This window comes from Chlamydia muridarum str. Nigg, from assembly GCF_000006685.1.
Classification (GTDB): domain Bacteria; phylum Chlamydiota; class Chlamydiia; order Chlamydiales; family Chlamydiaceae; genus Chlamydia; species Chlamydia muridarum.
In genome coordinates this window covers 447075-472147 of record NC_002620.2, presented here as the reverse complement: position 1 = coordinate 472147, position 25073 = coordinate 447075, and the positions used below count along the sequence as shown (strand labels likewise).

Here is a 25073-nt window from a genome sequence, read left to right as displayed (position 1 = left end):
TAACCTGTGATTTGAGAGATATTGTACCCGATTTAAGGAAAATCACATAAAATAATGACGAGCAATCTATTAATTGACAAATCTTTATTTGATTTCTACTTAGAGACCGAGGCTTCCTTTTCTTGAGTTTCATATTAAGAACTTGACGAAGGTTCTTCCTTGACGAAACCGACTGAAACAACTTATGGTGTTTGGGATAGAAATTTAGGAACACACCCTTTGCTATGTCCAAAAAATCGGCTTCTCATTCATCGAGACCAACAAAAATGTCCCCAGACACTTCCTGGGAATCTATTGCCCAAGATTACAACAAAGCAGTCGACCGAGATGGACACTTCTATCATAGAGAAGTGATTCTTCCCAATTTACTATCTAAATTACAATTATCGCCTTCGTCATCCCTAGTTGATATAGGGTGCGGCCAAGGAGTTTTAGAGAAGCAGTTGCCTAAAAAACTTCCCTACCTAGGGATCGATCTTTCTCCTAGTCTGCTGCGTTTTGCAAAAAAAAACTCCGGTTCAAGATCTCGTCAATTCCTGCATCACGATATGACGCACCCCTTACCAGAGACTTACCATAATCAGTTCTCCCATGCCGTAGCTATTCTCTCTCTTCAGAACATGGAATCTCCAGCGCAAGCTATTTCGCATGCAGCTCAACTTCTGGCTCCTCAAGGAAGATTATTCATCATACTCAACCATCCATGTTTTCGCATTCCCAGGCTCTCTTCCTGGTTTTATGATGAACCTAAAAAGTTGATGTCTAGAAAAATAGATCGTTATCTCTCTCCCTTATCAGTGCCTATTGTTGCTCATCCTGGAGAAAAACACTCCGAAACAACGTATTCTTTTCATTTTCCTTTAAGTTACTGGGTGCAATCCTTATCAAAAACCCATCTCCTAATTGACAATATGGAAGAGTGGACCTCTCCCAAAAAATCGTCTGGTAAGAGAGCCAAAGCCGAGAACCTTTGCCGCAAAGAGTTTCCGCTGTTCTTGTTTATTTCAGCGATAAAAAGATCTTAGTTTTTTTGAAAAACTATAATTAAAAATCTGCTTTTTAGTTTAAAATCTTTTTAAGATCTTTTTATATATATATTCACCATGTTGCGCCCTTTGTCTTTTCTTAAAAAGCTTCACCATGCCTTTCGCAACAATTTCATTATCAAATCTTTTCTAAAAGCTCCTAAAGTTCTTTACTACAATGAGGCCTCTAAAGAAGCCTGCATTCTAAGTTACTATGGTCTTTTTAGTTGCATTCCTATACTGGTCTTCTTTCTAAGACTTTCTCAATATTTGTTCATTAGCTTGGACTGGAAAGAATGGCTATTGCTCCATTACCCTGATTACGAAACTCCTATTCTAGCTATTTTTGAAGCAGCTTATTCAACAACAAGCAGCATCGTAGTCGTTCTGGTCAGTAGTTTTTTTGTTTTTTGTTGGGCTGGAATTCTCATGCTGCAATCTTTAGAAGATGGCCTGAATAAAATATTCTGCCCAGGAATCACACAAGCCTCTTTAAAAAGACTCATTAGCTACTTAATTATTACCCTTATTAGCCCCATGATCTTCATCATTGTTTGCGGATCTTGGATCTATATCACACAAATCATGCCTATTAGTTACCCCAAGCTATTTAGTTTTAGCCATGCCATGGCCTGCATTTATGTGATTTCGCGAATACTACCTTATGCCCTACTTTATGGTGGCCTGTTTTGCTGCTATGCATTTCTCCCCAGAGTTCCCACACAAAAATCCTCGTCTCTTTTGGCCGCAGCCATAGCTGGTAGTGCCTGGGTAATCTCTCAGAAAATTTTCTTTTGCCTGCAACTCTATATTTTCAACTATAGCTTTACTTATGGAGCCCTAGTTGCTTTACCCTCCTTCCTCCTTCTTCTCTATCTTTACTCTATTATTTATTTGTTCGGAGGAGCATTGTCCTTCCTCTTTCAAAATAAAGGATTTATCACTCTAATTCCGAAAGAGGAGATTTTTCCTAATAGCTACTTCAAATTCATTTTATGTCTGTATTTTCTGACTCTTATTACAGAGCATTTCGATCACTCCCTCCCCCCTCCAAGCTCCAGTTACCTTGCTAAAAGAGCTAAAGCTTCTATTGGAGAAGCTTCCCAATGTCTAGATATCCTAGAAAAAGAGGGTATGATCCTAAAACACAAAGACGGTTATAAGCCCTCCCATAACATTTCTAACTTGCATATAGATGCTATCTTTGTCCTTTTAACAAAATCTCCCTCGTTCGCGAACATCTGCTCTTCCTCTCTAATGCCTATACAAGAAAACCTTGCTCATATACTAGCAGAGATCAAAAAGAGCTCGCATAACCTCTCTCTTTCAGAAATTGCTAAAAAAGTGAATTCATGAAGCGTTCTTTGTGGTACAAAAGATTTAGCTATTATCTCCTTGTAGGATTACCGTTAGCTTTTTTTGTCCTACTTCCTAAATTTCTTTCCAGTGAATCCGGGAAATATCTCTTTCTTTCTGTACTGAATAAAGAAACGGGGTTGCAATGCGAAATTGAACAGTTACATCTATCCTGGTTTGGCTCCCAAACAGCTAAAAAAGTGCGTATTCGTGGAATTGACTCTGAATCCGAGATTTTCTCTGCAGAACAAATTATTGTAAGTGGATCTCTTCCTCGTTTACTTCTTTACAGATTCCCCAAATCCCTAACGCTGACTGGATGGACTTTACAAATCGATGAATCTTTATCGATAAATTCTCCTTCCTTATATCACCTAGATCCTGGGTCCCTCCTTTCTAAAATAGAACGCAGCGATATTACATCCGAGTTAGGATCCATAACCATGAAAACAATCAAAGGATCTACGCTTTCTGTTTCAGGATTTTATGTAAAAAAAACAGCCCAACAATTACTCATCCGAGCTCTTACAAAAGAAAATGATATACAGGGTTCTGTATCTGTAGAAGGAGCTCTTTCTCCTCATTTTCTTCTTAATGTTCAGCTTTCTTCTGTTCCCGCTTCACTTTTTAAGCTCTTTATTGCCTCCCCTTCTATAGATAGAATCCTATCAACAGAGGATCTTATTAACCTAACAGCCAAGGCTCACCAAGAAAAGGACTCTACTCTTATTACCTTGACCACAGAAGGAAATCAAATAACTGCAAAACTTCGAGGTCATATACGTGATAATACATTTTTAATCACTCAAGGAGGAGCCTCATCCATAGTTTTGCCACCAGCAATAACCTCAAGTATCCTCTCTGAGTTATTAGCAGTAGAGACCTCCATTCGCTCAAAAGAAGCTCACCTATTTATATCTGACGCGAAACTTCCCCTTTCTATCTCAAAATGGAATTCTTCTGAATTTTCATTGCAGGCTAACTTGCCTCAAATTTCTGTAGAAACATCCGATCCTAATCTCTCTATCCAAACAGAAAATACAAAAATTTCGGTAAAAAAATCTGACCGTTTTACACTCATTCGATCTTCTTCTGCAGCAAGACTAGGAGGAGCCTCCCCTTCTTATATTCATGGATCTCTTTCTATAGATAACCGTAAACACTCTGCAGAATTTCATATCCAACAATCTCTCTTACCACATACGTATTTACGAGCGCTTCTTCCTAAACCTTTCGAAATAAATATCCCCCTTGAAGTCCCTTATTACACTTTGGATGTCAAAGGGAAATATCGTAATACCCAACTCTCATGCGAAGCTTTTTTAGATAACCCCTTATTACGCTTATCATGCACCCTTTCCGGACCTTTACAAACTTTGCAATTTAATGGAGAAGGAGCCTACACGTTGTCTGAACGCTGGAAAGACCGTTTCTCTCCTTATTTTCTGCAAATGCAAACATCATTTTCTGGGAAAATGCATTTTACTCAACGACATATCTTTTTCCCAAAACTATCTGTCAAACTCTTTGCAGGAGAAAACGAAGTTTTCATCCATGGGAAATTTGGTAAAGCTAATGAAGAAATTAAGCCCTCCAATACTTCTCTTCTAGTGTATGGGAACCTTTTTTCTCTTCCTATGGACCTCTGTTCCTCTAAATTCGCTCCGCTGCAAATGACACATTCAAGCTTTTCCTTACATTCTGATGGAGGGAAAGGTGTGCTTAAAGGGAACTTAAAATTATCCATAACCGATCCTGAATTCCCTCACTTATCGGAAACAAAGCTCTTAATTCCCGACATTGTGATCTCATCTTTAGATCCTACATCCCCTTGGGATGCGGAGAATATCTCCATTCAAGCATCTGGAGAGCTTTTACAATTGCCTGTAGATAGGCTCATTCGATTGCAGCATAAAGATGCCTCCTTATCCCGTTACATTGGGGAAACAGGAAAAGCCTCTTTCCAACTTCTTTACTCTCCAGATAAAGAGGAAACTATCTCCATCGCTTCAACATTTAAAACGGATGCTTTGACTGGGGATTTCCGCTTTGTTATGGATAGCTCGTTATCTCTGACAGAGAACACTTATGGCTCACTACAATGGGAAGTTTCTCCGGAGCGTTATAGCTCTTTCTTTGAAAAAGCTTCCAGCTCCCCATCCTGCCTTCTACATCGCCCCACTACCTTCCGCCTAGCTCTTTCTAAAATTTCCTGCTCAGACAAAAAAACGGGATACTCTTGTCTTTCTCTCTTGTCAGAAGGTGGAATAGAAGGAAAACTATCCTCCACGCCTTTAGTTTTTTATGACCATTTATCCAAAGAAAACTTCATCGTAAACAATATAAATGGATCTGTTCACGCACAAAATCTAAATGACCTAATCCAATATAAATTCACTGGAAACTGTTTAGCTCCTAACCAAGATAATAAATCCCCTGTATCTTTTGTCATTGAAGGTGAAGCCAAAAATATTTTAATGAATGAAACAAGAAGTTTAACCCAAACAGCAACCTGGACAAACATTCCGACATCCTTTATCACGGGCATTGTTCCCATTTCTCCTGGAGTTAGAGCTAAACTCACCTCCTTAGCAGGACCTAAAATCCATATCTCTATCTACAATGATTTTTATAAAGGAGAAGGACCATTAACCATTAAGGTAGATTCTGAAAATCTGACAGGTTATTTACCTCTAGAGCTTACAGAGCATGCTATTCTGCTAAAAGAAGACCTTACAGCATCTTTGCACATCAATGAAGAAATTAATAAGGCATTCCTTAGAGAATTCAACCCATTGATTTCAGAGGGGGGTGCTTATTCAAAACATCCAGTAAGTTTACGAGTAAATCCGCAAAATTTTTATCTGCCTATTAAACCTTACTCTTTCGAAAATTTTCGTATTCAATCTGCTTCCCTAGATTTCGGGAAAATAGAGATAGAGAATACAGGAACTATGCAAGACCTCTTTCAATTCTTAGATGTCGAGGCGGAGCAGCAAAGAGTGGAATCTTGGTTTACACCTATCTTTTTCTCTGTACAAAACGGTCAAATTATCTATAAGCGCTTTGATGCTTTAATCGACGGACGCATACGCTTAGCTCTATGGGGAAAAACCGACGTTATCCGAGACAGATTAGCAATGACTCTAGGGATTGATCCAGAACTCATTAAAAAACTGTTCCGCAACACGATGCTCAAAACGAAAAATTTTTTCTTAATCAAGATTCGCGGCCCTATCTCGTCACCAGAAATTGACTGGTCGTCCGCTTACGCTAGAATCGCTCTACTGAAAAGCTACACGATCGCGGGTCCTCTGAACTCATTAGCAGACAAATTATTTTCGTCATTAGGAGAACCCACTCCTTCACAGACAGTGTCCCCCCTTCCATGGGAAGTTTCTGAGTCAGAGTAATCTGGCAATCTCTAGAACTCTGAAGAATTTTCCTGCAAAGACAAGTATTGTTTTACAGGACTGCTTACTTGCGGATCCTCATTCTGACTGTCATAAAAACCAATAATCCGCCCTTTATCTATAAGATATACTCTATCCAAGCATTGGTTAATGAATAACATATCGTGAGTAGAGATCGCGATAGTCATGCCTTGATCTTTCAATGAAAGAACCATTTGTAGAAACCTAGATGCAGAAAATGGATCTAAAGCAGAAGTGGGTTCATCAAAAAGAATCGTTCGCGTATCAAGAGAAAGAGCTCGAGCAATCGCTACACGCTGCCTCTGACCTCCTGACAACTGATTCGGATAACTCAAAGCATATTCCCTAATCTCCAGCATACCCAGAAGCTCCATCGCTCTTTCTTTTGCTTCTTTTGGGTCTCGATTCTTCACCACAATCTGTGGATGTACGCAATTATCTAACACAGTCATGTGGGGAAAAAGTTCTGGTTGTTGAAAAACAAACCCTGGAGGATCTCCGGCTATAGAAATACTCCCGTTAGAAATCGGAGCTAGACCTACTAACGAACGTAAAATCGTAGTTTTACCTGATCCGCTTCTTCCAATAAACAAGGTAATTCGCCCTGGAATTAGAGAAAAAGATGCTTTTGAAAGAATCTCTTTGCCATTTACAGATACGGCCAAATTTTTAACTTCAACAGTCATGCCGACTCCTTCTCTGATAACCTAGCAAAATAAGAAAAAGCGGAAGTCATAACTAGATATAACCCTGCACAGATTAGATACATCTCCATAGGATTTAGCTCTCGAGCCACAATATCTTTTGTTACCTTCGTTAATTCAGGAACTCCAACTACCATAAGAATGCTGCTTTCCTTAATCAAGGAAACAAATTCATTCGTTAAAGAAGGAAGGATATTCTTAAACACCTGCGGATACAGAATATGCCAAAATATTTGGGATGCTTTATACCCTAATACCTTTGCAGCCTCCCATTGTTGAATAGGAATGGCATTGATCCCTCCGCGAACATTTTCTGATAGATAAGCAGCGGAATTGAAAGTCAAAGCAATCAGTCCAGCAACAAGCGGAGACAAATTTACTTTTATCAAAGAGGGCAAACCAAAATAGACAATTAAGATTTGAATAAATAGAGGTGTACCTCGTACAGCCATCACATAAAAATTCCCTAAAAATTTTGCAATTCGACAAGGGAAATAACGTGAATTAACTGTTCCTATACCCCAACCAAGGACGAACCCACACACCAAAGAAATCGCTGTAATAAATAGAGTATATCCGCATCCGCGAAGAAGTAATTTTGCTGTCAGTAAATAGTGCTCCACTACTCCCTACCCATCATTAGTGTTGCAAAAATCTATGACAACTATTTTGACCTAAAGCTTTTTATAAAAAAAGCCTTTCCTAATTAAAAATCTTTTATAGATTTTTTACACAACTTATGTTTCAGAAAAATAAAAACTCGTGTACATTTTACAAGGCCCCTAAATTCTTTGTATCGGGCTTTAAGGTATTGTATTAGTATGGATCGATCCCCCCTCTTTCTTATCATCATGGGAGCCCCGGGATCCGGAAAAGGCACCCAGTCAAAGTTATTAGCATCTCAATTGTCTCTCCAGCATATCAGCTCCGGGGACTTACTCAGAAATGCGGTTTCCCAAAACACACCACTTGGCCAAGAAATCAAATCCTACTTAGATCAGGGCAAATTGTTACCAGATCAATTAGTCTGGAAGTTAGTCCATGAAAAACTTGATGAGTTACAACAAGATACTTTATTACGAAAACTTTCCTTTTTATCTCGTTCAGAAAATGGCGCCATTTTAGATGGCTTCCCAAGAACAGTCGCTCAAGCCAAACTGTTGAATGAGTTTCTCTGCTCCTATTTCCCTGATTATAAAATCATCCTTTTAGATATTTCTGATGAAGAAGTCCTCAATCGCTTAACTTCTCGCTACATCTGTCCGTCTTGTCAGGGTATTTATAACAAACAACAAGGATTCTCTCGATGTCCTAAATGTTTAGTAGAGCTAACTCGTAGATCTGATGACACTCCAGAAGTGATTCTTGATAGAATTCAGACCTATAAACAAGAAACACAGCCTGTTTTGGATTATTATGCAGCTCTGCAAAGACTCATCACTATTGATGCTAATGCTCCCACCCAGCAGGTGTTTAAGAACATTTTAGATGCTCTTCCTGAATCTAACTATACCATTCATAAGAAAAGTTGTTGCGATTGTTGTGACTGTGACTGCTATGATGGTTGTGACTGCGAAGAGTAGCGTACGAAAATTTTTTTTGATATAGTTCGGGGGAAGTAGATCGCTTATCTACAGTCTTCTTGCGAATTTTCTGCTAAGGTGGTCCTGTGTTCTATGCCTTGCTTTCCCCTGTTTGTGATCTATTATCAAATTCCGAAGGCATAGAAACTCAAATTTTGTTTGGAGAAAGGATAGGTAAGTACAATAATCGGTTCTATGCTTATTCCCAGCTATTCTTTTCTTCCTCCTGGCAGCCTTATCCAGGAGATTCCCTTAAAAAGATCCCCCTTTTGGCTCCTCAAATCTCTACTCCTAATGCTGTTGTTTGCTCTCAGGAAGCTTTCTTAGAACCCTGGCACATCCCGATACCATTTGCATCCCCACTTCACATAAATAGTTCGAATCAAGTATCTCTATCCTCTGATGGCATAGCATTATTAAATTTTTTTTATAAAAGTAATCATCCAAAAGGGTTTTGTCTTACTAAAAACTTTCAGTTCTTAGACCATCCCCTCTCTTCAAATGATCTAGTAGACTTTGCGGAACAGCTTATAAAAACTCCCTATGTTTGGGGTGGAAGATGCATTCACAAACAACTCCCCCATAATGGAGTAGACTGCTCAGGCTTTGTTCAACTGCTTTATCAAGCAACTGGAAGAAATATCCCTCGCAACGCTAGAGACCAGTATAAAGATTGCTTGTCGATAAAAAATTTCTTTTCCTTACCTATAGGAGGACTGATCTTTCTTAAAAAAGAGACCACGGGACAGATTAACCACGTCATGATAAAAACCGCAGAAAACCAATTCATGCACGCCTCAGAAAAAAAAGGGATGGTGGAAAAAGTCATCTTAGGAGAAGACTCTTTCTTCAAGAGAAATACGTTTTATTTTGAAAATCAGACCCGAGAAGCTGTATTTGGGATGCCGAAAAACAGAAAAGCCTTCTTTTAAAAATAAAAGAAGGCTTTTCTGACACAAATATCTGACAAGTAGTGATCTTATCGTTTGGAGAATTGGAAACTCTTACGAGCTTTCTTGCGACCGTATTTCTTACGTTCTTTCTTACGAGGATCTCGAGTTAAAAATCCTTGAGATTTCAACTCTTGCTTCATATCCTCTTTTTCTTGTAAGACAGCTCTGGCCAACCCTAATCGAGTAGCAATAACTTGACCTTGAACGCCACCACCACTTACTCGGATAATCAAATCAAAACTATTTACATCTCCGAGCATTTTGAGCGGAGCCAAAATCGTTGCTCTCTGTACCTCTAGTGGGAAATATTGCTCTAAAGTTTTTCCATTTACATCAATCTTTCCATTTCCAGAACGGAGGCGAACGCTAGAAACAGCCTGCTTTCTTCTTCCTGTTGCTACAGACTCTTGTATCGTATTTTTTGTCACAAATTACCCCAAATTACGCGTCTAAAACAATTGGTTTGATGGCTTCATACTGTGCGTAAGAACTACCTTTCACAACTCTCAAAGACTTCATTTGACGTCTTCCAAGTTTAGTTTTAGGCAACATTCCTTTAACAGCATGTTCGATAACATACGCAGGCTTTCTTGCGATCATGTTCTCAAAAGGAACTTCTCGCATTCCGGAAATAAATCCTGTGTAATAGTGATACACCTTCTGAGCTCTTTTTGCGCCAGTCAAACGCACTTTCTCAGCGTTAATCACGATGACACCATCTCCCATCGCTACGTGAGGAGTGAAAGTAACTTTATGCTTACCTCTCAGGATCTTCGCGACTTCTGAAGATAGTCTCCCTAAGGTCTTCCCTTCGGCATTAATTACATACCAGGCTTTGTTTTGATCGTCCGAAGCCTTCGCTAGGGTCGTTTTCGTATCTTTTCTTTTTTCCATAACTTAAATCACCTTATCAGAGGGAATGATTATAATTTTGATGATTATTTTTTCCAAACAAAAAGCAGCACTATTTGCCTTCTAAAGAATTTAGAAAAGAAAAATTCAAAAAAAATCTCTTCTCTTTTGTCTCTAAAACAACAGCATTTTTTTACTGGCTATAAATATCTAGGCAACTAAAAAATCTATTAGTCACCTTCTGCTAACTTCAAAAAAGTACTGCCTTCTGCTAAAAGCCGATCTACATAATTGATATCGTAATCAGAGTGGATGAATTTAGGATTATCCAACATAAATTGGTGAAAAGGAATCGTGGAATGAACGCCGCCAATATGAAACTCCTTTAAAGCTCTTTTCATAATGGCTATTGCTTCTTCTCGAGTTTTCCCTTTTGTGATCACTTTAGCAATCATTGAATCATAGTAAGGAGGTATCGCGTAACCACTATAACAAGCTCCGTCTACTCGAACTGAGGGGCCTGCTGGAGGAAGGTAGTAATCTAACCGCCCCGGAGATGGAGCAAAATTATTACATGGATCTTCGGCATTGATTCGGCATTGAATAACATGTCCTGTAAATTCAATATTCTTCTGCTTCCAAGGAAGTTTTTCTCCTTTTGCAACGCTAATTTGTGCTTTTAGCAAGTCTATTCCCGTTATTTCTTCCGTAATAGTGTGTTCCACCTGAATACGGGTATTCATTTCCATGAAGTAAAATCGTTTCTCTGCGTCTAATAAAAATTCCACAGTTCCAACAGAAAAATACCCCGCGCTTCTTGCTAAATCAACAGCAACCTTCCCAACCTTAGCTCTCATTTCAGGGGTTAAAATGGGGCTCGGAGTCTCTTCTATTAATTTTTGTCGACGCCTTTGTACAGTACAATCTCGTTCGCCAAGATACACATAGTTTCCGTATTTATCCCCAATGACCTGGACCTCTAAATGCCTTGGGTTTTCAATAAATTTTTCAATGTACACATCGGGATTGTTAAAGCCAGATTCAGCCTCAGCTCGAGCAGCAGTAAAAGCCCTATAAAATTCATCTTTTTCTCTAACGATGCGTATCCCTCGCCCTCCGCCTCCTGCGACGGCTTTGATAACAATTGGGAACCCTATTTTTTCAGCAATTCTTATCCCTTCGACTTCATCCTTAACGACACCATCAGACCCAGGGATGACCGGACACTTAATTTTTTTTGCCAACTGCTTAGCAGCAACTTTATCTCCCATAGTTGCTATAGATTCCGCACTAGGGCCAATAAATGTTAACCCACAACTTTCACAAATAGACGCAAAATTTGCATTTTCGCTTAAAAAGCCATAACCAGGATGCACGGCATCTGCTCCGGTAATCTCACAAGCAGCTAAAATATTTGCGATCTTGAGATAAGACTTGGCAGCCTGTGCTTCACCAATACAAACAGCCTCATCAGCTAGAAGCACATGTAGAGCTTCTTGGTCTGCTACAGAATATATGGCAACAGTAGACAATCCCAAATCATGACATGCCCGAATGATCCGAACAGCTATTTCGCCTCTATTTGCAATTAAAACTTTCTTCATTAACTAAGCCTTAACTATACGGAATAACTTAGAACCAAATTGAACTGGATCGCCGTTGGTAATTAATACCTCCTCTACACGACCAGCCATTCCTGCCTTCACTTCATTCATCACCTTCATAGCTTCTACGATACAAACAACCGTATCTTCAGAAACAATATCTCCAGGCTTAACAAATGCCGGAGATTCAGGAGAAGGAGCCCCATAAAAAGTGCCTACCAATGGAGAAACAATAAAATCTCCCTCAACAGGTTTATCTTCCTTCTTCTCCCCTACTTCTTTGACAATCGGATTACCAAGATTTTGATCTGAAGGGATAGGTCTTTCTTGAGTAAACCCAGCAAACAATCGATTATCATAAAAAACAGGTTCTTGAATATTTGGCCCGGTGTCTCTCTCTAACTCCAGCTCAAAACCGTCACGTTTAATCGCTATGCGCTTCATTTTATTGCGGCCCATAGCAATCATGAGTTTTTCTATCTGCTTTAAATCCATGTTATCCTCAATTTAGACGCGTTGGATATATTCACACGTACGCGTATCGACCTTAATAACATCTCCTATTTCCACGAAAGGAGGAACCAAAACCTCTACTCCTGTTTCCAAAAGAGCCTTCTTAGCTCCTCCAGATAAAGACAAAGAATCTCCAGGAAAATCTGTTTTAGAAACCATTAGCTCTAAAAAGTGAGGTAATTCCATTGAAAAAACGATTCCTTCATGCACTAGTGCAGAAATAGTAACACCAGCCTTTAAAAACATAGCGTTTTCTTTCATAATTTCTTTTGGAATATAAATTTTCTCGTAATTTCCTAAGTCTAAAAATAAGTAATTATCCTCTTCCAGATATAAGTATTCTAAATTTCTTGGTTCAAATTGAGCCTCTTTAACCTCTTGACCTGCCTTAAAATTTCTTTCGACAACAACGTCAGATCCTGCGGCCTGAAGAGCCACCTTAATAAAGGTATCTCCCTTGCTTCCTGAAACTTTTGAAACAGAAACCACTTTATACAGGCCATCTTTTGTAGAGATAAACATCCCTACTGAGAGTTGGCTACTTAGCACCATGTTCTTCCCCTTGAAGTAACAAAACTTTTTCTTTCATATTTATAGAGTCTTTTTTAAAAAAATAAGAAGCGGCAACCAAAATATCGGCACCGGCTTCTCTACATGCTCGGGCAGACTCCTCATCAATACCACCGTCAACTTCGATCAAGCAACTTCCCTCTTTCCCAAGAGTTTGTATTGCCTGTCTAACAAATCGAATCTTTTCTATCGTATCAGGAATAAATTTTTGACCACAAAATCCCGGTTGTACAGACATAAGTAGAATGACATCACACAAAGGTATAAAAGCCGAGATGAACTCAATAGAAGTCTCTGGAGAAAAAGCGATCCCTGCCTGCACTCCACATTTTCGAATATAATCAAGAATTTCTTTAAGGTTTTCTGCTGCCTCAAAGTGCACAATAATACGATCTGCTCCAGCTTTAACAAAAGCCTCTACAAATTCAAACGGCGTATAAATCATAGCATGAACTTCAAGGAATAGATCTGTTGACCGATTGATTGCGGCAATAATACCGGGACCAAAGGTAATATTCGGAACAAAATGCCCATCCATGACATCTATATGAATAAGATTTGCCCCAGACTCTTCTATATTTCGTGCTGCATCCCCTAGGCAAGCCAAGTCGGCCCCCATAATAGATGGAGCAATTAACACCCCTTGTTTTTTCATGATCTTTCTCTCTCTTTCTTCTCTAGAGACGCTGATACAGGTATCACCCCTGTAATCAAAATTTTTCACTCTTCATGACAAGAGGAAAGTGTACAATGGTAATTTATTTTAGGGAAACACAAGAGTTCCCTATCCCCTATCTTGAGCTTATTTCCCTTTCTTTTCTTGAACAGAGATCTTTGAGAGGCGGCTTAATCCGGTATCAAGAAAACTATTTTCTATTACCAAGGATTTTCACATGCTATGCAATAGAGTGTATCTACTATAAAACAAACATTTTATAGTCAAATCACAACCTATTTTCACATAGAATTTTTTATATAAAAAACCCTACAATCTGCTTACAATAAATTTTAAAATACGCAAGTACTTATGACATCACCTACTCTAGTTGAGATGCCTCTATCTTGCTATCCCCCAACACATACCAGTTCAACAGCCTGCACAAAAAGAAGCTCATCACTCTATAAGCCCTCATTAATAGAAACTGTTCAACGAGTGGCTGCTTTTGTTTCCTTAGCTATCTTAAGCATAATAGGCTTTCTGGCTATCTTAGGGCATGCTATTGGTTTTCTGATAGCTCCACAAGTTGCCCTAGTTCTTATTGCGGTATTTATCATTTCCTTATTAGGAAATGCTCTCTACTTATGCAAAACGGCTCCATTACGTCTATACAAAGAGCTTCAACAAGAGGTTGCGTCTCTAAAAGAAGTAAATTTCTTGTTAAAATCTGTTCAAAAGGAATTTTTAGGGTTATCAAAAGATTTCGCAACAACCTCCAAAGACCTCTCTGATGTATCCCTAGATTTTCATAATCTCCTACAAGATTTTCAATCTTCCCATCAAGGGTTTGAGGACCTACTGGAGGACTATAAAAATTCTGCAGAGGATCTTCGTCAAATTTTTTCTCAAGAAACCGTGCAGAGTCTCAAAAGTACTATCCTATCATTAAAAGAAGAGATAAAAGAGATCGTCCCATTGACTGAGGAAGTTCGCCGTTTGGCTGAGAATAAAGAAGATTTACTAAAGATTGTTCAAGATCTGCAAGATATTCGAGATAAATTACGAGCAGAAATCAATAACCTTTCGCAAGCCTCCAAAACATTAAGTGAGCAGATCGCATCGCAAATAGAAGAAAATGAAAAACTTTACGCCAATATAACAAAAGCGCTCTCTCAATCTTATTCTGATTCTTCCGCCTAAAATATTTGATCCTTCGCTCACGATTAAGGCACTCTTCAGAGTGAGTGCCTTTGCCAATTTTTCTATCCTAATTTAAAGGCAAAGTCTTCCATACAGAAACTCTATGCCCTTACAAATCATGCGACTTTAAAAAAGAAAAATCCCTGCGACAAGATAACCTTATTACAGGGACAAATCAAAATGCTCCTAAAATGATAAAAAAGAAGAGGCTCCCCTCCCCTTCTTTCATTAACAGCTATTTGCTCTAGCCCGCATAGCCCGCAGCTCATTGTTCCGAGACCCAAATGCTTCATCAACACAGTCTCCTATAGAACATAAAATACTACCAAGGCTGGAACTTGAATCAACAAGTTTCTCCAATTCAGAAGAACTAGAAGAGGAGCTAAGATCGCTCATCGGAATGGATTCTGGAGCTTTCTCTTTCTTTTTAACATCTTGAACAACCGATGAAATACATTTCACCAACACTATAGAAGCACAAACAAAGCCAAACAAAGCCGCAGCAAATATCAGCAAATATGGTAGGAATGACGCAGTTCCACTAAACAACACAAGCCCCGACAATACAGCCAAACTCCCTGCTGTGAGCACAGCAAATAAAGAAACAGCTAATAGAGCGGTCTTCTTAACCGTTATCGCACAAATTGACGAAGGGCTCCTCTCTACAGTAGGCAGCGTTTGTTGTTCTCCTAACAAAATTTTTCCGCAACAGACCATTCTCCCATCCATTTATCAAATATTTTTCCGTTTATTAGGCAGACGATTACACCCACCCTCGATCTTTAGTAATTAAGAACAAAACACGAGCAGCACATAAAAAACTTGCTAGAGTTGTTGCAGCTAATCCTACTAAAGGACTTGCTGGGGTAGATCCAACACATACAGCAATTACTGAAAGAGCGAATAAAGCCCCATTCAAAATGAGCGCAACTAGAGCAGCTATCAGTTTAGCAATACCGAAAGCTGCCTTCGCTTTATGCTTCAAGGAATCACAGGGCCTGTGGTGACTTTCAATAAAAGTACCCTCTCTCTCTATACTCTGTATCATCACATCTCACCTTACTTGCGACACCCAACAATAACAGCACAGTCCTCCTGCCCATCCTTGCCTTTAGTAAATTTCACTGATAATTCAGGAGCTGGTTCAGGAGCTGGTTCAGGAGCTGGTTCAGGAGCTGGTTCCCTAGTCATTTTTATGGGACATCCTAAGCCACCATGGCGTTCCAAAACGTCATAAATAGACATACAAAACAGAACAATTCCCAAAAGAAGCGCTACAACACCAAGACTGACAGTAAATGCACCAAGCAAACCTGTCCCTGCTGCGGCTATGCCTAAAGCTAAGCAAACCATGGAGCAAATCACCCCTATACAACCAGCGACCATCTGCACTTTCTCACAAGTTTTTCCTTTCTTGATCAACGAGCAAACAGGATTGGTCACCTTGTCTAAGCACAAGTGATCCTTACAAAACAGTCTAATACACTCCATAGAGCCTCCTTAAACCATGAAAACACCTTTAAGAGCTAACAAGCTAGCACATGGTTTCTTTTTACAAACCAAGTTTCTCACAATGTTCTTAGATTATTAACCGTTTCGAATAACCCCAGCTGTTTTATAGCATAAATTGTTCCATGACAAAACCTGCGATCGGTATAAACGATCTTTAGCTGCAGCCTCTACAGTTAGCAATCCCCCAACCACAGTACATCCCAAAAAGAACGCTCCTAACCCAAGAAGTAAAGCAGAGGCAATGAGTGGTACAGGACAGCAAAGCACCCCTACAAACAACAAACCTGCAATAACTAGAAAAGTGATGGCTGATATAGCAGCCAGAGCAACCGTTATTAATCTCTTCGTTGTTGGAGCTGCATTCCTTGGATTCAAACTCTTTTCTAAAAGATTAATCCTCTCGATCCGACACGCTGCCAGCCCTTGACTAGTCGAACAAATTTTTGTCATGAACCTTTCCTCCGATAGCTTTCAGCCGGGCCTTTGTTTTAATAAAATAAATCCTTGGTTAACAAAAAAAACTATTAGATTTAAATAATTTAGCGTTTATTTTAACTGAAAAAAAAATTTAAAGCAATTTTTTAGAAAAAAACGCTCTCTTTTAAGAGATTCTCCAAGCCCTTATTTTTCAATTTGTTAAGATCTTTGCGCACAAAGAAAAATCAGTGGGGAGAAACAAGAGCTAGTTTTTTCTCGAGTATTTTTAAAAGAGTATAGGAAGATTTTTCCGAAAGCATCCCTTCCTCAGCTAAGATCTTCTTAGCCTGATCAAAGTGTTGCTTTGCTCGCGTATAGTCGTGCCTATTACAAAGAATTTTACAAAGCTGAAGTCGCAAGAAGAGATCATCCGGAGCATCTTCCACGCTCTTTTCTAAAAGCTGCTCCCCCTTCTTCACTAATCCTAGTTCCAAAGCTGTCGCAGCAAGTCGTAATCTCAAAGCACCACTCCTAGGGAACTTCTCAACAAGCACAAGAAGTTTTTTGTGATAATCCAAAGTTTCTTGATAGGTTACACCCGAATCAGCAAATAATACTGCCAATATTTCAGGAGAAATATTGCGTTCAAAATAATCGTGTATAGCCGAGCTTTTGCGAGTCCTTTCTGAAGATTTTTTTAAAATATCCTCTCCCTCTTTTTTTTTGCCCAAAAGAATGTATGTTATACCTAACAAGTCAGAGATCTGCTCATCCGCCAAATACTTTTTGGCTTGCTCATAGGCTATAGAAGCTTGAAGAAATTCTCCTTTTTGTAAAAAAAAAGCCCCCCGGTTCATAAAGGTTAAACCTATCAGCTCTTCCTGCGATCGCACTCGCAACTGAGATTCCGGTATACACTCACAATACTTTTCCGTAGGAATATGCCTTCCCCCAGAAGTCGTTTCAATATTTACCACATCCTTATAACGCAAATAAATATGGCCTGGAGGAGTTACAGCCTCAAGGGAGAGATTGAGTCGTTGAGCTACAGCTTGATAAAGCACAACACTCCCCAAGCAAACTCCAAACTTGCTATCTGTAACAGCTGCCAACTCAGAAAATCGGCTTTCGAACATCTCTTTTTTGGAGGGGTAACGAACTCCTTCTTTTTCAAAAAGAATAGTATTAATCGCCTCTATACTTGCTAAATCTATTTGACTAGCAACTTCACAAGTTGCATTTACTAAACGCGCTCTCTCAACATAGGCTCGCAAAGCTAGAACATCCAAATATAAAGAATAGTATCGAGCTTTCTGCTCTTTTGCAGTGGAACCGGCTTCGGCTAATACTAACACCTTAGCCAAATCATCAGCTCGATTACACCCCAAGGAAACGCGAGGAAGAGCTAGCTTAGCAAAAATTTTCTCTTCTGCATCCGAGAAAAGGTACTCTGCATTTTTTGATGACAAAATGCACTTAGCAAAAACCAATAGATCCTCTTGAGATAGTTGTGGAAACAAAACCTCTAACCGTTCAGCACTTAAAGGATCTTGATTAGAAATAAAACAAGCACAAATAGACTCTAAACAATAGGGATCTATATTCCAAAAATTACGATTCCTTTCTAAAAAAAAGGCTGGCGTCTTCTCTCCCAATGCAAGTAAGACTGTTGGAGAAAGAAGACTACCTATCCCAATAATGCGAATCCAGTGCTTCCACACACAAACGCCCTACACCACAGAATTTGTTTTAGTTTTAAAAACAACAACATCCTTGGCCATAGTAAGCTCTACTGACATGCCGGATTTAATATCCCCCTTCAAAAGAGCCTTAGACAACATAGTCACCACTTTTTGTTGAATCAAACGTTTCAAAGGACGAGCCCCAAAAGCACCATCATAACCTTGCTCGCTAAGAAATAGAACCACAGAATCATCCCAAGTTAATGAAATTCTTCTTTCTAACAAACGCAAAGCCACTCGATTCATTTGAATGCCTACGATTTTGACAATATCTTCTGTAGTCAAAGGAACAAATGGAAGGATTTCATCTATCCGGTTGATAAATTCCGGACTAAAATAATTTTTTAGTGCAGGAGCAACGACAGATAACACAGCCTCTTTATCGACTATAGTCCCCTTCTTCGCACAATAATCCGCCAATTCTTGTGACCCAATATTAGATGTCATAATGAAAAGAGCATTCTTACAGTTTACTTTACGTTTCTTGCTATCAGTAAGAATTCCGTCATCAAAAATTTGTAACAAAATATTAAATACTTCTTTGTCAGCTTTCTCTATCTCATCAAAAAGAACTACAGAATAAGGACGCCTTCTTAAGGCTTCGGAAAGGCTACCCCCCTCTTCGTAACCTACATATCCTGGAGGAGAGCCTATTAATTTTGAAACAGAATGTTTTTCCATATATTCGGTCATATCAAACCGAATCATAGCTTCTTCTTTATTGAATAAAAGCTCTGCTAAGGCCTTAGCAAGTTCCGTTTTCCCGACTCCTGTAGGCCCTAAAAAGAGAAACACACCTAGTGGACGCTGTGGATCGCTTAAACCTACTCGAGCAGATCGAATAGAATCACTAACAGCAGTAATCGCAAACGGCTGTCCTACCACCCGTTCTTCCAAAGATTCTTCCAAGACTAATAACTTCTCAGACTCTCCTTCTAACATTTTTTGCACAGGGATCCCAGTCCAATTGGCAACAACTTGAGCAATTAACCGCTCATCCACCTCTTCCTGCAAAAGACGCCCATCTCTCTGATTCAAAGCTTCTTCCGCCAAACGAATTTCTTTTTCAAGTGAAGGAATGAGACTATAGCGAAGTTCCGCTACTCTGTTGTAGTCCGCGGTCCTCTCAGCTTCTTCTTCTGCAAATTTTAAATTTTCTAAAGAATTTTTTTTCTCTTTTAATCCCGCAATTAACCCTTTTTCTTCATCCCAGCGCAACCGTAAAGCCGCCAGCTCTTCTTTAACGCGATCGATAGCTTTTTGCATTTCATTGGCTTCTTCCTGATAAGCAGGAGCCTGCTCCCGCTTAATAGCCTCTTGCTTAACAATCAAAGCTGACAATTCCCGCTCTTTTTCATCGATAGGCAAAGGTAAACTTCCTATCTGCATACGAATCAAACTAGCAGCCTCATCGATCAAATCAATCGCCTTGTCTGGAAGAAAACGATCCGTAATATAACGATAAGAAAGAACTACAGCAGCATTCAAAGCTCCTTCTGTAATGCGTACCCCATGAAAAATTTCGTACTTTTCTCGTAATCCTCGAAGAATAAAAACGGCATCTTCCAAGGAGGGCTCGGTGACAAAAATAGGTTGGAAACGTCTTTCTAAAGCAGCATCCTTTTCGATGTACTTCTGATATTCATTCAAAGTCGTTGCCCCAATACAGTGCAACGTTCCTCGAGCTAAAGCTGGCTTTAATAAATTTGCAGCATCCATAGCCCCATCTGTGGCTCCTGCCCCAACTAAGGTATGTACCTCGTCGATAAATAGAATGCATGCTCCTTCCGAAGCTTCTACTCCTTTCAGAACGCTTTTCAAACGCTCTTCAAATTCTCCTCGATATTTCGCACCAGCAATCAGCGCTCCCATATCTAGCACGTAGAGATGCTTATCCTTTAAACTTTCTGGAACATCTCCTTGCACAATCCGAAGAGCAAGTCCTTCGGCAATCGCAGTCTTTCCAACCCCAGGCTCTCCTATCAACATGGGATTATTCTTGGTTCGTCTAGAAAGGACCTGTATCGTACGCCTAATCTCTTCATCTCGACCGATCACAGGATCCAATTTGCCTTCTCTTGCAAGAATAGTCAGATTTTTACAGTATTTCTCTAACCCTTTTAGATTTTCTTCGGCACTGGGCGAGTCCATACGACTTCCTTGTCTTAATTTGATGATTAATTCTTTCAAAGCTTCCGGAGAAGTTTTTACTGTTTTTCTCCATGAAGCAAAAGGCTCTTTGGTAGTTTTCCAAAAAGCTAATAACAAGTGATCTCCAGAGAGATATTCATCCCCCATACTTCGAGCTTCTTCTTGAGCGTTTAGCAATAATTGCTGTAAACTTGGCGATGGTTTGGGAATAGCTGCACCCTCAACCACAGTTGGCTCTCTATGCAAAGCGTCATCCACAGCAGAAGTTAATAGTCCTAGATTCCCATGCACATCCTTGATAACTAAACAGAACAAAGAACCTGGGTTTTGCAAAAGACTCTTTAGCAAATGATTTTCTGTTACATAAGAATGCTTAGCATCTTTGGCTAACTCAAAAGCCTTTTCTAAGGCCTCGCTGACCGCGTCTGAAAACTTCTCCATAAACACCTTTTTATCATAACTTCTGCAGAAAACCACTTATTTTCATAAGAAGAGACCTATCGACCACTTAGATCTATAAAACAGACCTCATATCCATACAGCTTAATTCTCTTACAGTCAACAAAAGAGCAATAGGCTTTTTGCTACAGGAAACGATTGGCAAAAGGCTTGATTAGAAATCCCTATTGATCAAAACTGCTCCTTTTTATCGAAAGCTGGATAAAATCCCCCTCCTTCCTCTTGAAAGGAGGATTTATGATTTTCTCTGGCTCCCAATTTCTTCTAGGAGATCTTCATGACGACTGATACAACTTCTCAAACAGTTTTACGCTCTAGAAAAGATGTTCCTTCTTCTGATTGTTGGGATACCAAAAGTTTATATGCAAGCCGTGAAGCATGGAAAAAAGATTTGGAAAATTTATGTGGTAAAGAAGCTCCATTTTGGCCACATCTCAACGAAAAGCAATTCCATATAGAACAGCCATCCTCTCTTTATAAGTTACTTACCGAAGTCTTTTCTATTGAAAGAACCTTGGAAAAACTCTATGTCTACGCCCATCTCACTCACGATGAGGATATATCCAACCAAGAGGCTACAGCAGACCTTAAGTCTATCACCTATCTACTTACGTCATTTTCAGAAGAAATCTCTTGGATTCAACCGGCCCTCATTGCTCTTCCTCAAAAAATTTCTGAAGAGCTACTTACTTCTCCCGAACTCCAAACATACCATTTCTACCTAAAAAAAATATTTCGTTTAGCTCCTCACACAGGCACTTCTCGAGAAGAAAAAATTTTAGCATCTTCTTCTCCTGCATTAGAAGTAGCCTACAAAACGTTTTCAAGCTTGACTGATTCTGAAATTCCGTTTGGAGAAGCTGTGGATTCCGAAGGAAAATCCCATCCTCTTTCCCATGCTTTGTCTTCTCTTTATATGCAGTCCCCGGATCGAGAATTACGAAAAAGCGCTTATCAAAAACAATGCCAACGTTACCATGGGTATCGCCTATCTCTTGCAAACTTACTGAACGGAAAAATTCAAGCACATTTGTTCAACGCAAAGGCCCATAATTATAAATCTTGTTTAGAAGCTGCTCTATTTCAAAACAATATTAGCACTTCGGTCGTCACGACACTCATTGAGACAGTCAAGCAACATACACATCTGATAACTAAATATTTTCAGTTAAAACAAAAAGCTCTGGGACTACCAGATTTCCATTTTTACGATGTCTATGCTCCGATAGCAGCTAGCGAATTTGCTCGCCACTACTCTTACGAAGAAGCCGTCTCTCTAATTTGTGATAGCTTAACCCCTTTAGGAGATAACTACGTGGAAGCTTTACGCAAAGGTCTCACCTCTGAAGGATGGGTAGATAAGTACGAAAACCAAAATAAACGCTCTGGCGCTTATTCTTCTGGATGTTATGACAGCAAGCCTTACATACTCTTAAATTACACTGGAACTCTTTATGATGTGTCTGTGGTTGCTCACGAAGGCGGTCATAGCATGCACTCATTTTTGAGTCACAAACACCAGCAATACCATGAAGCACAATACCCCATTTTTTTGGCCGAAATCGCTTCAACATTAAATGAAACTCTTTTGATGGAATTTTTGCTGAAAAATGCTCCGTCTAAGGAAGAGAAAATTGCCATTCTTTCCCGGTCTTTAGACACCATCTTTGCAACTCTGTTCCGACAGACTTTGTTTGCAGATTTTGAGTTAGAAGCTCATTCTGCAGCTGAACAAGGAATCCCTTTAACAGAAGAATTTTTCTCCCAAAGCTATAAGAAGCTACAGCATATCTTCTATGGCGATTGTGTAACATTTGACGAACTTAGCTCCATTGAATGGGCTCGTATTCCTCATTTTTACTACAATTTCTATGTCTATCAATATGCTACAGGAATCATTGCTTCTCTATGTTTTTCCGAAAAAATTCTTTCTAAAGAAGCTGGGGCTCAAGAGGCCTATCTTACATTTTTACAGAGTGGAGGGTCAGATTTCCCTATCGAAATTTTGAAAAAATCTGGCTTAGATATGACTTCATCGGCTCCTATGCTCAAAGCATTTTCCTATATTGAACGGAAGTTAGACGAACTTACTAACCTACTATAAAACTTTAAAATAGCAGTTGAGGTGCTCAACTGCTAAACCTATTGCAAAAAAGCTAAAGCTTTGTTATCGTTCCCCCTCTGAACGTTCTGTCGTTCAAATCCCTACGTTGATAGCGGAGAGGCGCTGAACAACGAGGCCTCATAGAATGTGAAAATACGAGGAGCTTAAACATGTCAGATCAAGCAACAACCCTCAAGATTAAACCTTTGGGAGATAGAATTTTAGTTAAAAGAGAAGAAGAAGCTTCTACTGCAAGAGGTGGAATCATTCTTCCTGATACTGCTAAGAAAAAACAAGACAGAGCTGAAGTTTTGGCTTTAGGAACTGGCAAAAAAGATGATAAAGGGCAGCAGCTTCCTTTTGAAGTTCAGGTTGGCGACATCGTTTTAATTGATAAGTATTCTGGCCAAGAACTCACTGTCGAAGGTGAAGAATATGTCATCGTTCAAATGAGCGAAGTTATAGCAGTCCTGCAATAAAAACTAAGAGAGTGAAGTAAGATTTAAGGAGCGCATCGATGGTCGCTAAAAATATTAAATATAACGAAGAAGCCAGAAAAAAAATTCAAAAAGGAGTTAAGACTCTAGCTGAGGCTGTAAAAGTCACTCTGGGGCCTAAAGGAAGACATGTTGTCATAGACAAAAGCTTTGGTTCTCCTCAAGTAACCAAAGACGGAGTTACTGTTGCAAAAGAAGTTGAGCTCGCCGATAAGCATGAAAATATGGGCGCTCAAATGGTTAAAGAAGTCGCTAGTAAAACTGCTGACAAAGCTGGGGATGGAACCACAACAGCCACTGTTCTTGCCGAAGCTATCTATACAGAAGGGTTACGTAATGTAACAGCTGGAGCAAACCCAATGGACCTCAAAAGAGGTATCGATAAAGCTGTTAAAGTCGTTGTAGATCAAATTAAAAAAATTAGCAAACCCGTTCAACATCACAAAGAAATTGCTCAAGTAGCCACTATTTCTGCAAACAATGATGCAGAAATTGGTAATCTTATTGCAGAAGCAATGGAAAAAGTTGGTAAAAACGGATCTATTACTGTTGAAGAAGCCAAAGGATTCGAAACAGTCTTAGATGTCGTTGAGGGAATGAATTTCAATAGAGGATATCTCTCTAGCTATTTTGCAACGAATCCAGAAACTCAAGAATGTGTATTAGAAGACGCTCTTGTTTTGATTTACGACAAAAAAATATCTGGAATTAAAGATTTCCTCCCTGTTTTACAACAAGTTGCGGAATCAGGCCGTCCTCTTCTTATTATAGCAGAAGACATCGAGGGAGAAGCTTTGGCGACATTGGTTGTTAACCGAATTCGCGGAGGATTCAGAGTTTGTGCTGTTAAAGCTCCTGGGTTTGGAGATAGAAGAAAAGCTATGCTGGAAGACATCGCTATTTTAACTGGCGGTCAGCTTATCAGCGAAGAATTGGGTATGAAATTAGAAAATGCTAGCTTAGCAATGCTTGGTAAAGCTAAGAAAGTTATCGTTTCTAAAGAAGACACGACTATTGTTGAAGGAATGGGCGAAAAAGAAGCTTTGGACGCTCGTTGCGAAAGCATTAAAAAACAAATTGAAGACAGCACTTCCGATTACGACAAGGAAAAACTCCAAGAACGTCTTGCTAAACTTTCTGGCGGCGTAGCGGTCATCCGCGTTGGAGCAGCAACAGAAATCGAAATGAAAGAGAAAAAGGATCGTGTAGACGATGCTCAACATGCCACAATCGCTGCTGTTGAAGAAGGAATTCTTCCTGGCGGTGGAACAGCATTAATTCGTTGCATTCCAACTCTTGAAGCTTTCTTGCCTATGTTGACAAATGAAGATGAGCGAATTGGAGCCCGTATTGTTTTGAAAGCTCTCTCTGCTCCTTTGAAACAAATTGCAGCAAATGCAGGAAAAGAAGGTGCTATTATCTTCCAACAAGTAATGTCCCGTTCTGCAAATGAAGGATACGATGCTCTACGTGATGCCTATACAGACATGATAGAAGCTGGTATCTTGGATCCTGCTAAGGTTACTCGTTCCGCTTTGGAAAGTGCAGCATCTGTAGCTGGTCTACTATTGACAACAGAAGCTCTCATTGCAGAAATTCCAGAAGAAAAACCTGCTGCAGCTCCAGCAATGCCTGGTGCAGGAATGGATTATTAATCCCCTAAAAGGATTACAATCTTATTCGAGCCTCGTTTCCAATAAGGAACGGGGCTTTTTTCATTTCCTAATATTTCCTTATTC

General features: G+C 39.5%; 23 protein-coding genes. 9 read left to right on the top strand and 14 right to left on the bottom strand.

The features are described from left to right. The first annotated feature begins 224 nt into the window (after positions 1-224). From TC_RS02035 to TC_RS02025, 3 genes are all read left to right on the top strand, one after another. Positions 225-1025: a class I SAM-dependent methyltransferase gene (locus tag TC_RS02035; protein ID WP_010230391.1), complete on the top strand. Its 801-nt coding sequence runs from the start codon at positions 225-227 to the stop codon at positions 1023-1025. 78 nt (positions 1026-1103) lie between these two features. Then, positions 1104-2381 (top strand): YihY/virulence factor BrkB family protein, encoded by a 1278-nt coding sequence (locus TC_RS02030; protein WP_010230389.1) that lies wholly within the window; start codon positions 1104-1106, stop codon positions 2379-2381. Continuing rightward, on the top strand, positions 2378-5794 hold the full coding sequence (locus TC_RS02025) for a hypothetical protein (protein WP_010904331.1): 3417 nt from the start codon (positions 2378-2380) through the stop codon (positions 5792-5794). Before TC_RS02030 ends, TC_RS02025 begins: the two co-directional genes overlap by 4 nt. Positions 5795-5805: 11 nt before the next feature. Here the strand turns inward: TC_RS02025 and TC_RS02020 are convergent, their stop codons facing one another. Further along, the gene (locus TC_RS02020) at positions 5806-6501 is read right to left on the bottom strand and encodes an ATP-binding cassette domain-containing protein (RefSeq protein WP_010230385.1); all 696 of its coding nucleotides are present in this window, start codon (positions 6499-6501) and stop codon (positions 5806-5808) included. After that, positions 6498-7142, bottom strand: coding sequence for an amino acid ABC transporter permease (locus TC_RS02015; protein ID WP_010230384.1), 645 nt, complete (start codon positions 7140-7142; stop codon positions 6498-6500). Before TC_RS02015 ends, TC_RS02020 begins: the two co-directional genes overlap by 4 nt. Positions 7143-7340: 198 nt before the next feature. Between TC_RS02015 and TC_RS02010 the strand changes: the two genes are divergently transcribed. Together TC_RS02010 and TC_RS02005 are read left to right on the top strand one after the other, a co-directional pair. Next, the gene (locus TC_RS02010; protein WP_010230383.1) at positions 7341-8102 is read left to right on the top strand and encodes an adenylate kinase; all 762 of its coding nucleotides are present in this window, start codon (positions 7341-7343) and stop codon (positions 8100-8102) included. Positions 8103-8188: 86 nt separating this feature from the next. Continuing rightward, positions 8189-9034, top strand: a complete 846-nt coding sequence (locus TC_RS02005; RefSeq protein ID WP_010230382.1) for a C40 family peptidase — start codon at positions 8189-8191, stop codon at positions 9032-9034. Positions 9035-9081: 47 nt separating this feature from the next. On the opposite strand, the gene rpsI is transcribed toward TC_RS02005, so the two are convergent. From rpsI to rpe, 6 genes are all read right to left on the bottom strand, one after another. Then, positions 9082-9483 carry a 30S ribosomal protein S9 gene (rpsI, locus tag TC_RS02000; protein ID WP_010230381.1) on the bottom strand — a complete coding sequence of 134 codons (402 nt, stop codon included), beginning with the start codon at positions 9481-9483 and terminating at the stop codon, positions 9082-9084. A gap of 13 nt (positions 9484-9496) precedes the next feature. Continuing rightward, positions 9497-9949, bottom strand: a complete 453-nt coding sequence (rplM, locus tag TC_RS01995) for a 50S ribosomal protein L13 (RefSeq protein ID WP_010230377.1) — start codon at positions 9947-9949, stop codon at positions 9497-9499. Positions 9950-10137: 188 nt separating this feature from the next. Continuing rightward, positions 10138-11511: an acetyl-CoA carboxylase biotin carboxylase subunit gene (gene accC / locus TC_RS01990; RefSeq protein WP_010230374.1), complete on the bottom strand. Its 1374-nt coding sequence runs from the start codon at positions 11509-11511 to the stop codon at positions 10138-10140. Between the two features lie 3 nt (positions 11512-11514). Next, a complete protein-coding gene (accB, locus tag TC_RS01985) occupies positions 11515-12006 on the bottom strand; it encodes an acetyl-CoA carboxylase biotin carboxyl carrier protein (protein WP_010230365.1) in 492 nt (163 codons plus the stop codon). A 12-nt stretch (positions 12007-12018) separates the two neighbouring features. After that, on the bottom strand, positions 12019-12576 hold the full coding sequence (locus TC_RS01980) for an elongation factor P (protein ID WP_010230363.1): 558 nt from the start codon (positions 12574-12576) through the stop codon (positions 12019-12021). Beyond that, complete coding sequence (gene rpe / locus TC_RS01975; RefSeq protein WP_010230361.1) at positions 12563-13249, bottom strand: ribulose-phosphate 3-epimerase; 687 nt, start codon at positions 13247-13249, stop codon at positions 12563-12565. Before rpe ends, TC_RS01980 begins: the two co-directional genes overlap by 14 nt. 372 nt (positions 13250-13621) lie before the next feature. Here rpe and TC_RS01965 point away from each other — a divergent pair, with 372 nt between their 5' ends. Beyond that, entirely contained in the window at positions 13622-14452 is an 831-nt protein-coding gene (locus TC_RS01965; RefSeq protein WP_010904330.1) for an IncA family protein, read from the top strand. A gap of 228 nt (positions 14453-14680) precedes the next feature. On the opposite strand, the gene TC_RS01960 is transcribed toward TC_RS01965, so the two are convergent. From TC_RS01960 to TC_RS01935, 6 genes are all read right to left on the bottom strand, one after another. Continuing rightward, on the bottom strand, positions 14681-15181 hold the full coding sequence (locus TC_RS01960; RefSeq protein WP_010230352.1) for a hypothetical protein: 501 nt from the start codon (positions 15179-15181) through the stop codon (positions 14681-14683). A 34-nt stretch (positions 15182-15215) separates the two neighbouring features. Continuing rightward, entirely contained in the window at positions 15216-15500 is a 285-nt protein-coding gene (gene incF, locus TC_RS01955; RefSeq protein ID WP_010230349.1) for an inclusion membrane protein IncF, read from the bottom strand. 11 nt (positions 15501-15511) lie between these two features. Beyond that, positions 15512-15943 (bottom strand): inclusion membrane protein IncE, encoded by a 432-nt coding sequence (incE, locus tag TC_RS01950; RefSeq protein ID WP_010230346.1) that lies wholly within the window; start codon positions 15941-15943, stop codon positions 15512-15514. A 96-nt stretch (positions 15944-16039) separates the two neighbouring features. After that, on the bottom strand, positions 16040-16414 hold the full coding sequence (gene incD / locus TC_RS01945) for an inclusion membrane protein IncD (RefSeq protein ID WP_010230343.1): 375 nt from the start codon (positions 16412-16414) through the stop codon (positions 16040-16042). A 212-nt stretch (positions 16415-16626) separates the two neighbouring features. After that, on the bottom strand, positions 16627-18102 hold the full coding sequence (locus TC_RS01940) for a transglutaminase family protein (RefSeq protein WP_010232137.1): 1476 nt from the start codon (positions 18100-18102) through the stop codon (positions 16627-16629). A gap of 9 nt (positions 18103-18111) precedes the next feature. Continuing rightward, the gene (locus tag TC_RS01935; protein WP_010230340.1) at positions 18112-20715 is read right to left on the bottom strand and encodes an ATP-dependent Clp protease ATP-binding subunit; all 2604 of its coding nucleotides are present in this window, start codon (positions 20713-20715) and stop codon (positions 18112-18114) included. Between the two features lie 295 nt (positions 20716-21010). Here TC_RS01935 and pepF point away from each other — a divergent pair, with 295 nt between their 5' ends. The 3 genes from pepF to groL all read left to right on the top strand — a co-directional run bounded on the left by pepF (position 21011) and on the right by groL (position 24989). Then, positions 21011-22837: an oligoendopeptidase F gene (pepF, locus tag TC_RS01930; protein WP_010230337.1), complete on the top strand. Its 1827-nt coding sequence runs from the start codon at positions 21011-21013 to the stop codon at positions 22835-22837. A 170-nt stretch (positions 22838-23007) separates the two neighbouring features. Beyond that, complete coding sequence (locus TC_RS01925) at positions 23008-23316, top strand: co-chaperone GroES (protein WP_009872382.1); 309 nt, start codon at positions 23008-23010, stop codon at positions 23314-23316. 38 nt (positions 23317-23354) lie between these two features. Further along, entirely contained in the window at positions 23355-24989 is a 1635-nt protein-coding gene (gene groL, locus TC_RS01920; protein ID WP_010230304.1) for a chaperonin GroEL, read from the top strand. Positions 24990-25073: the final 84 nt, after the last annotated feature.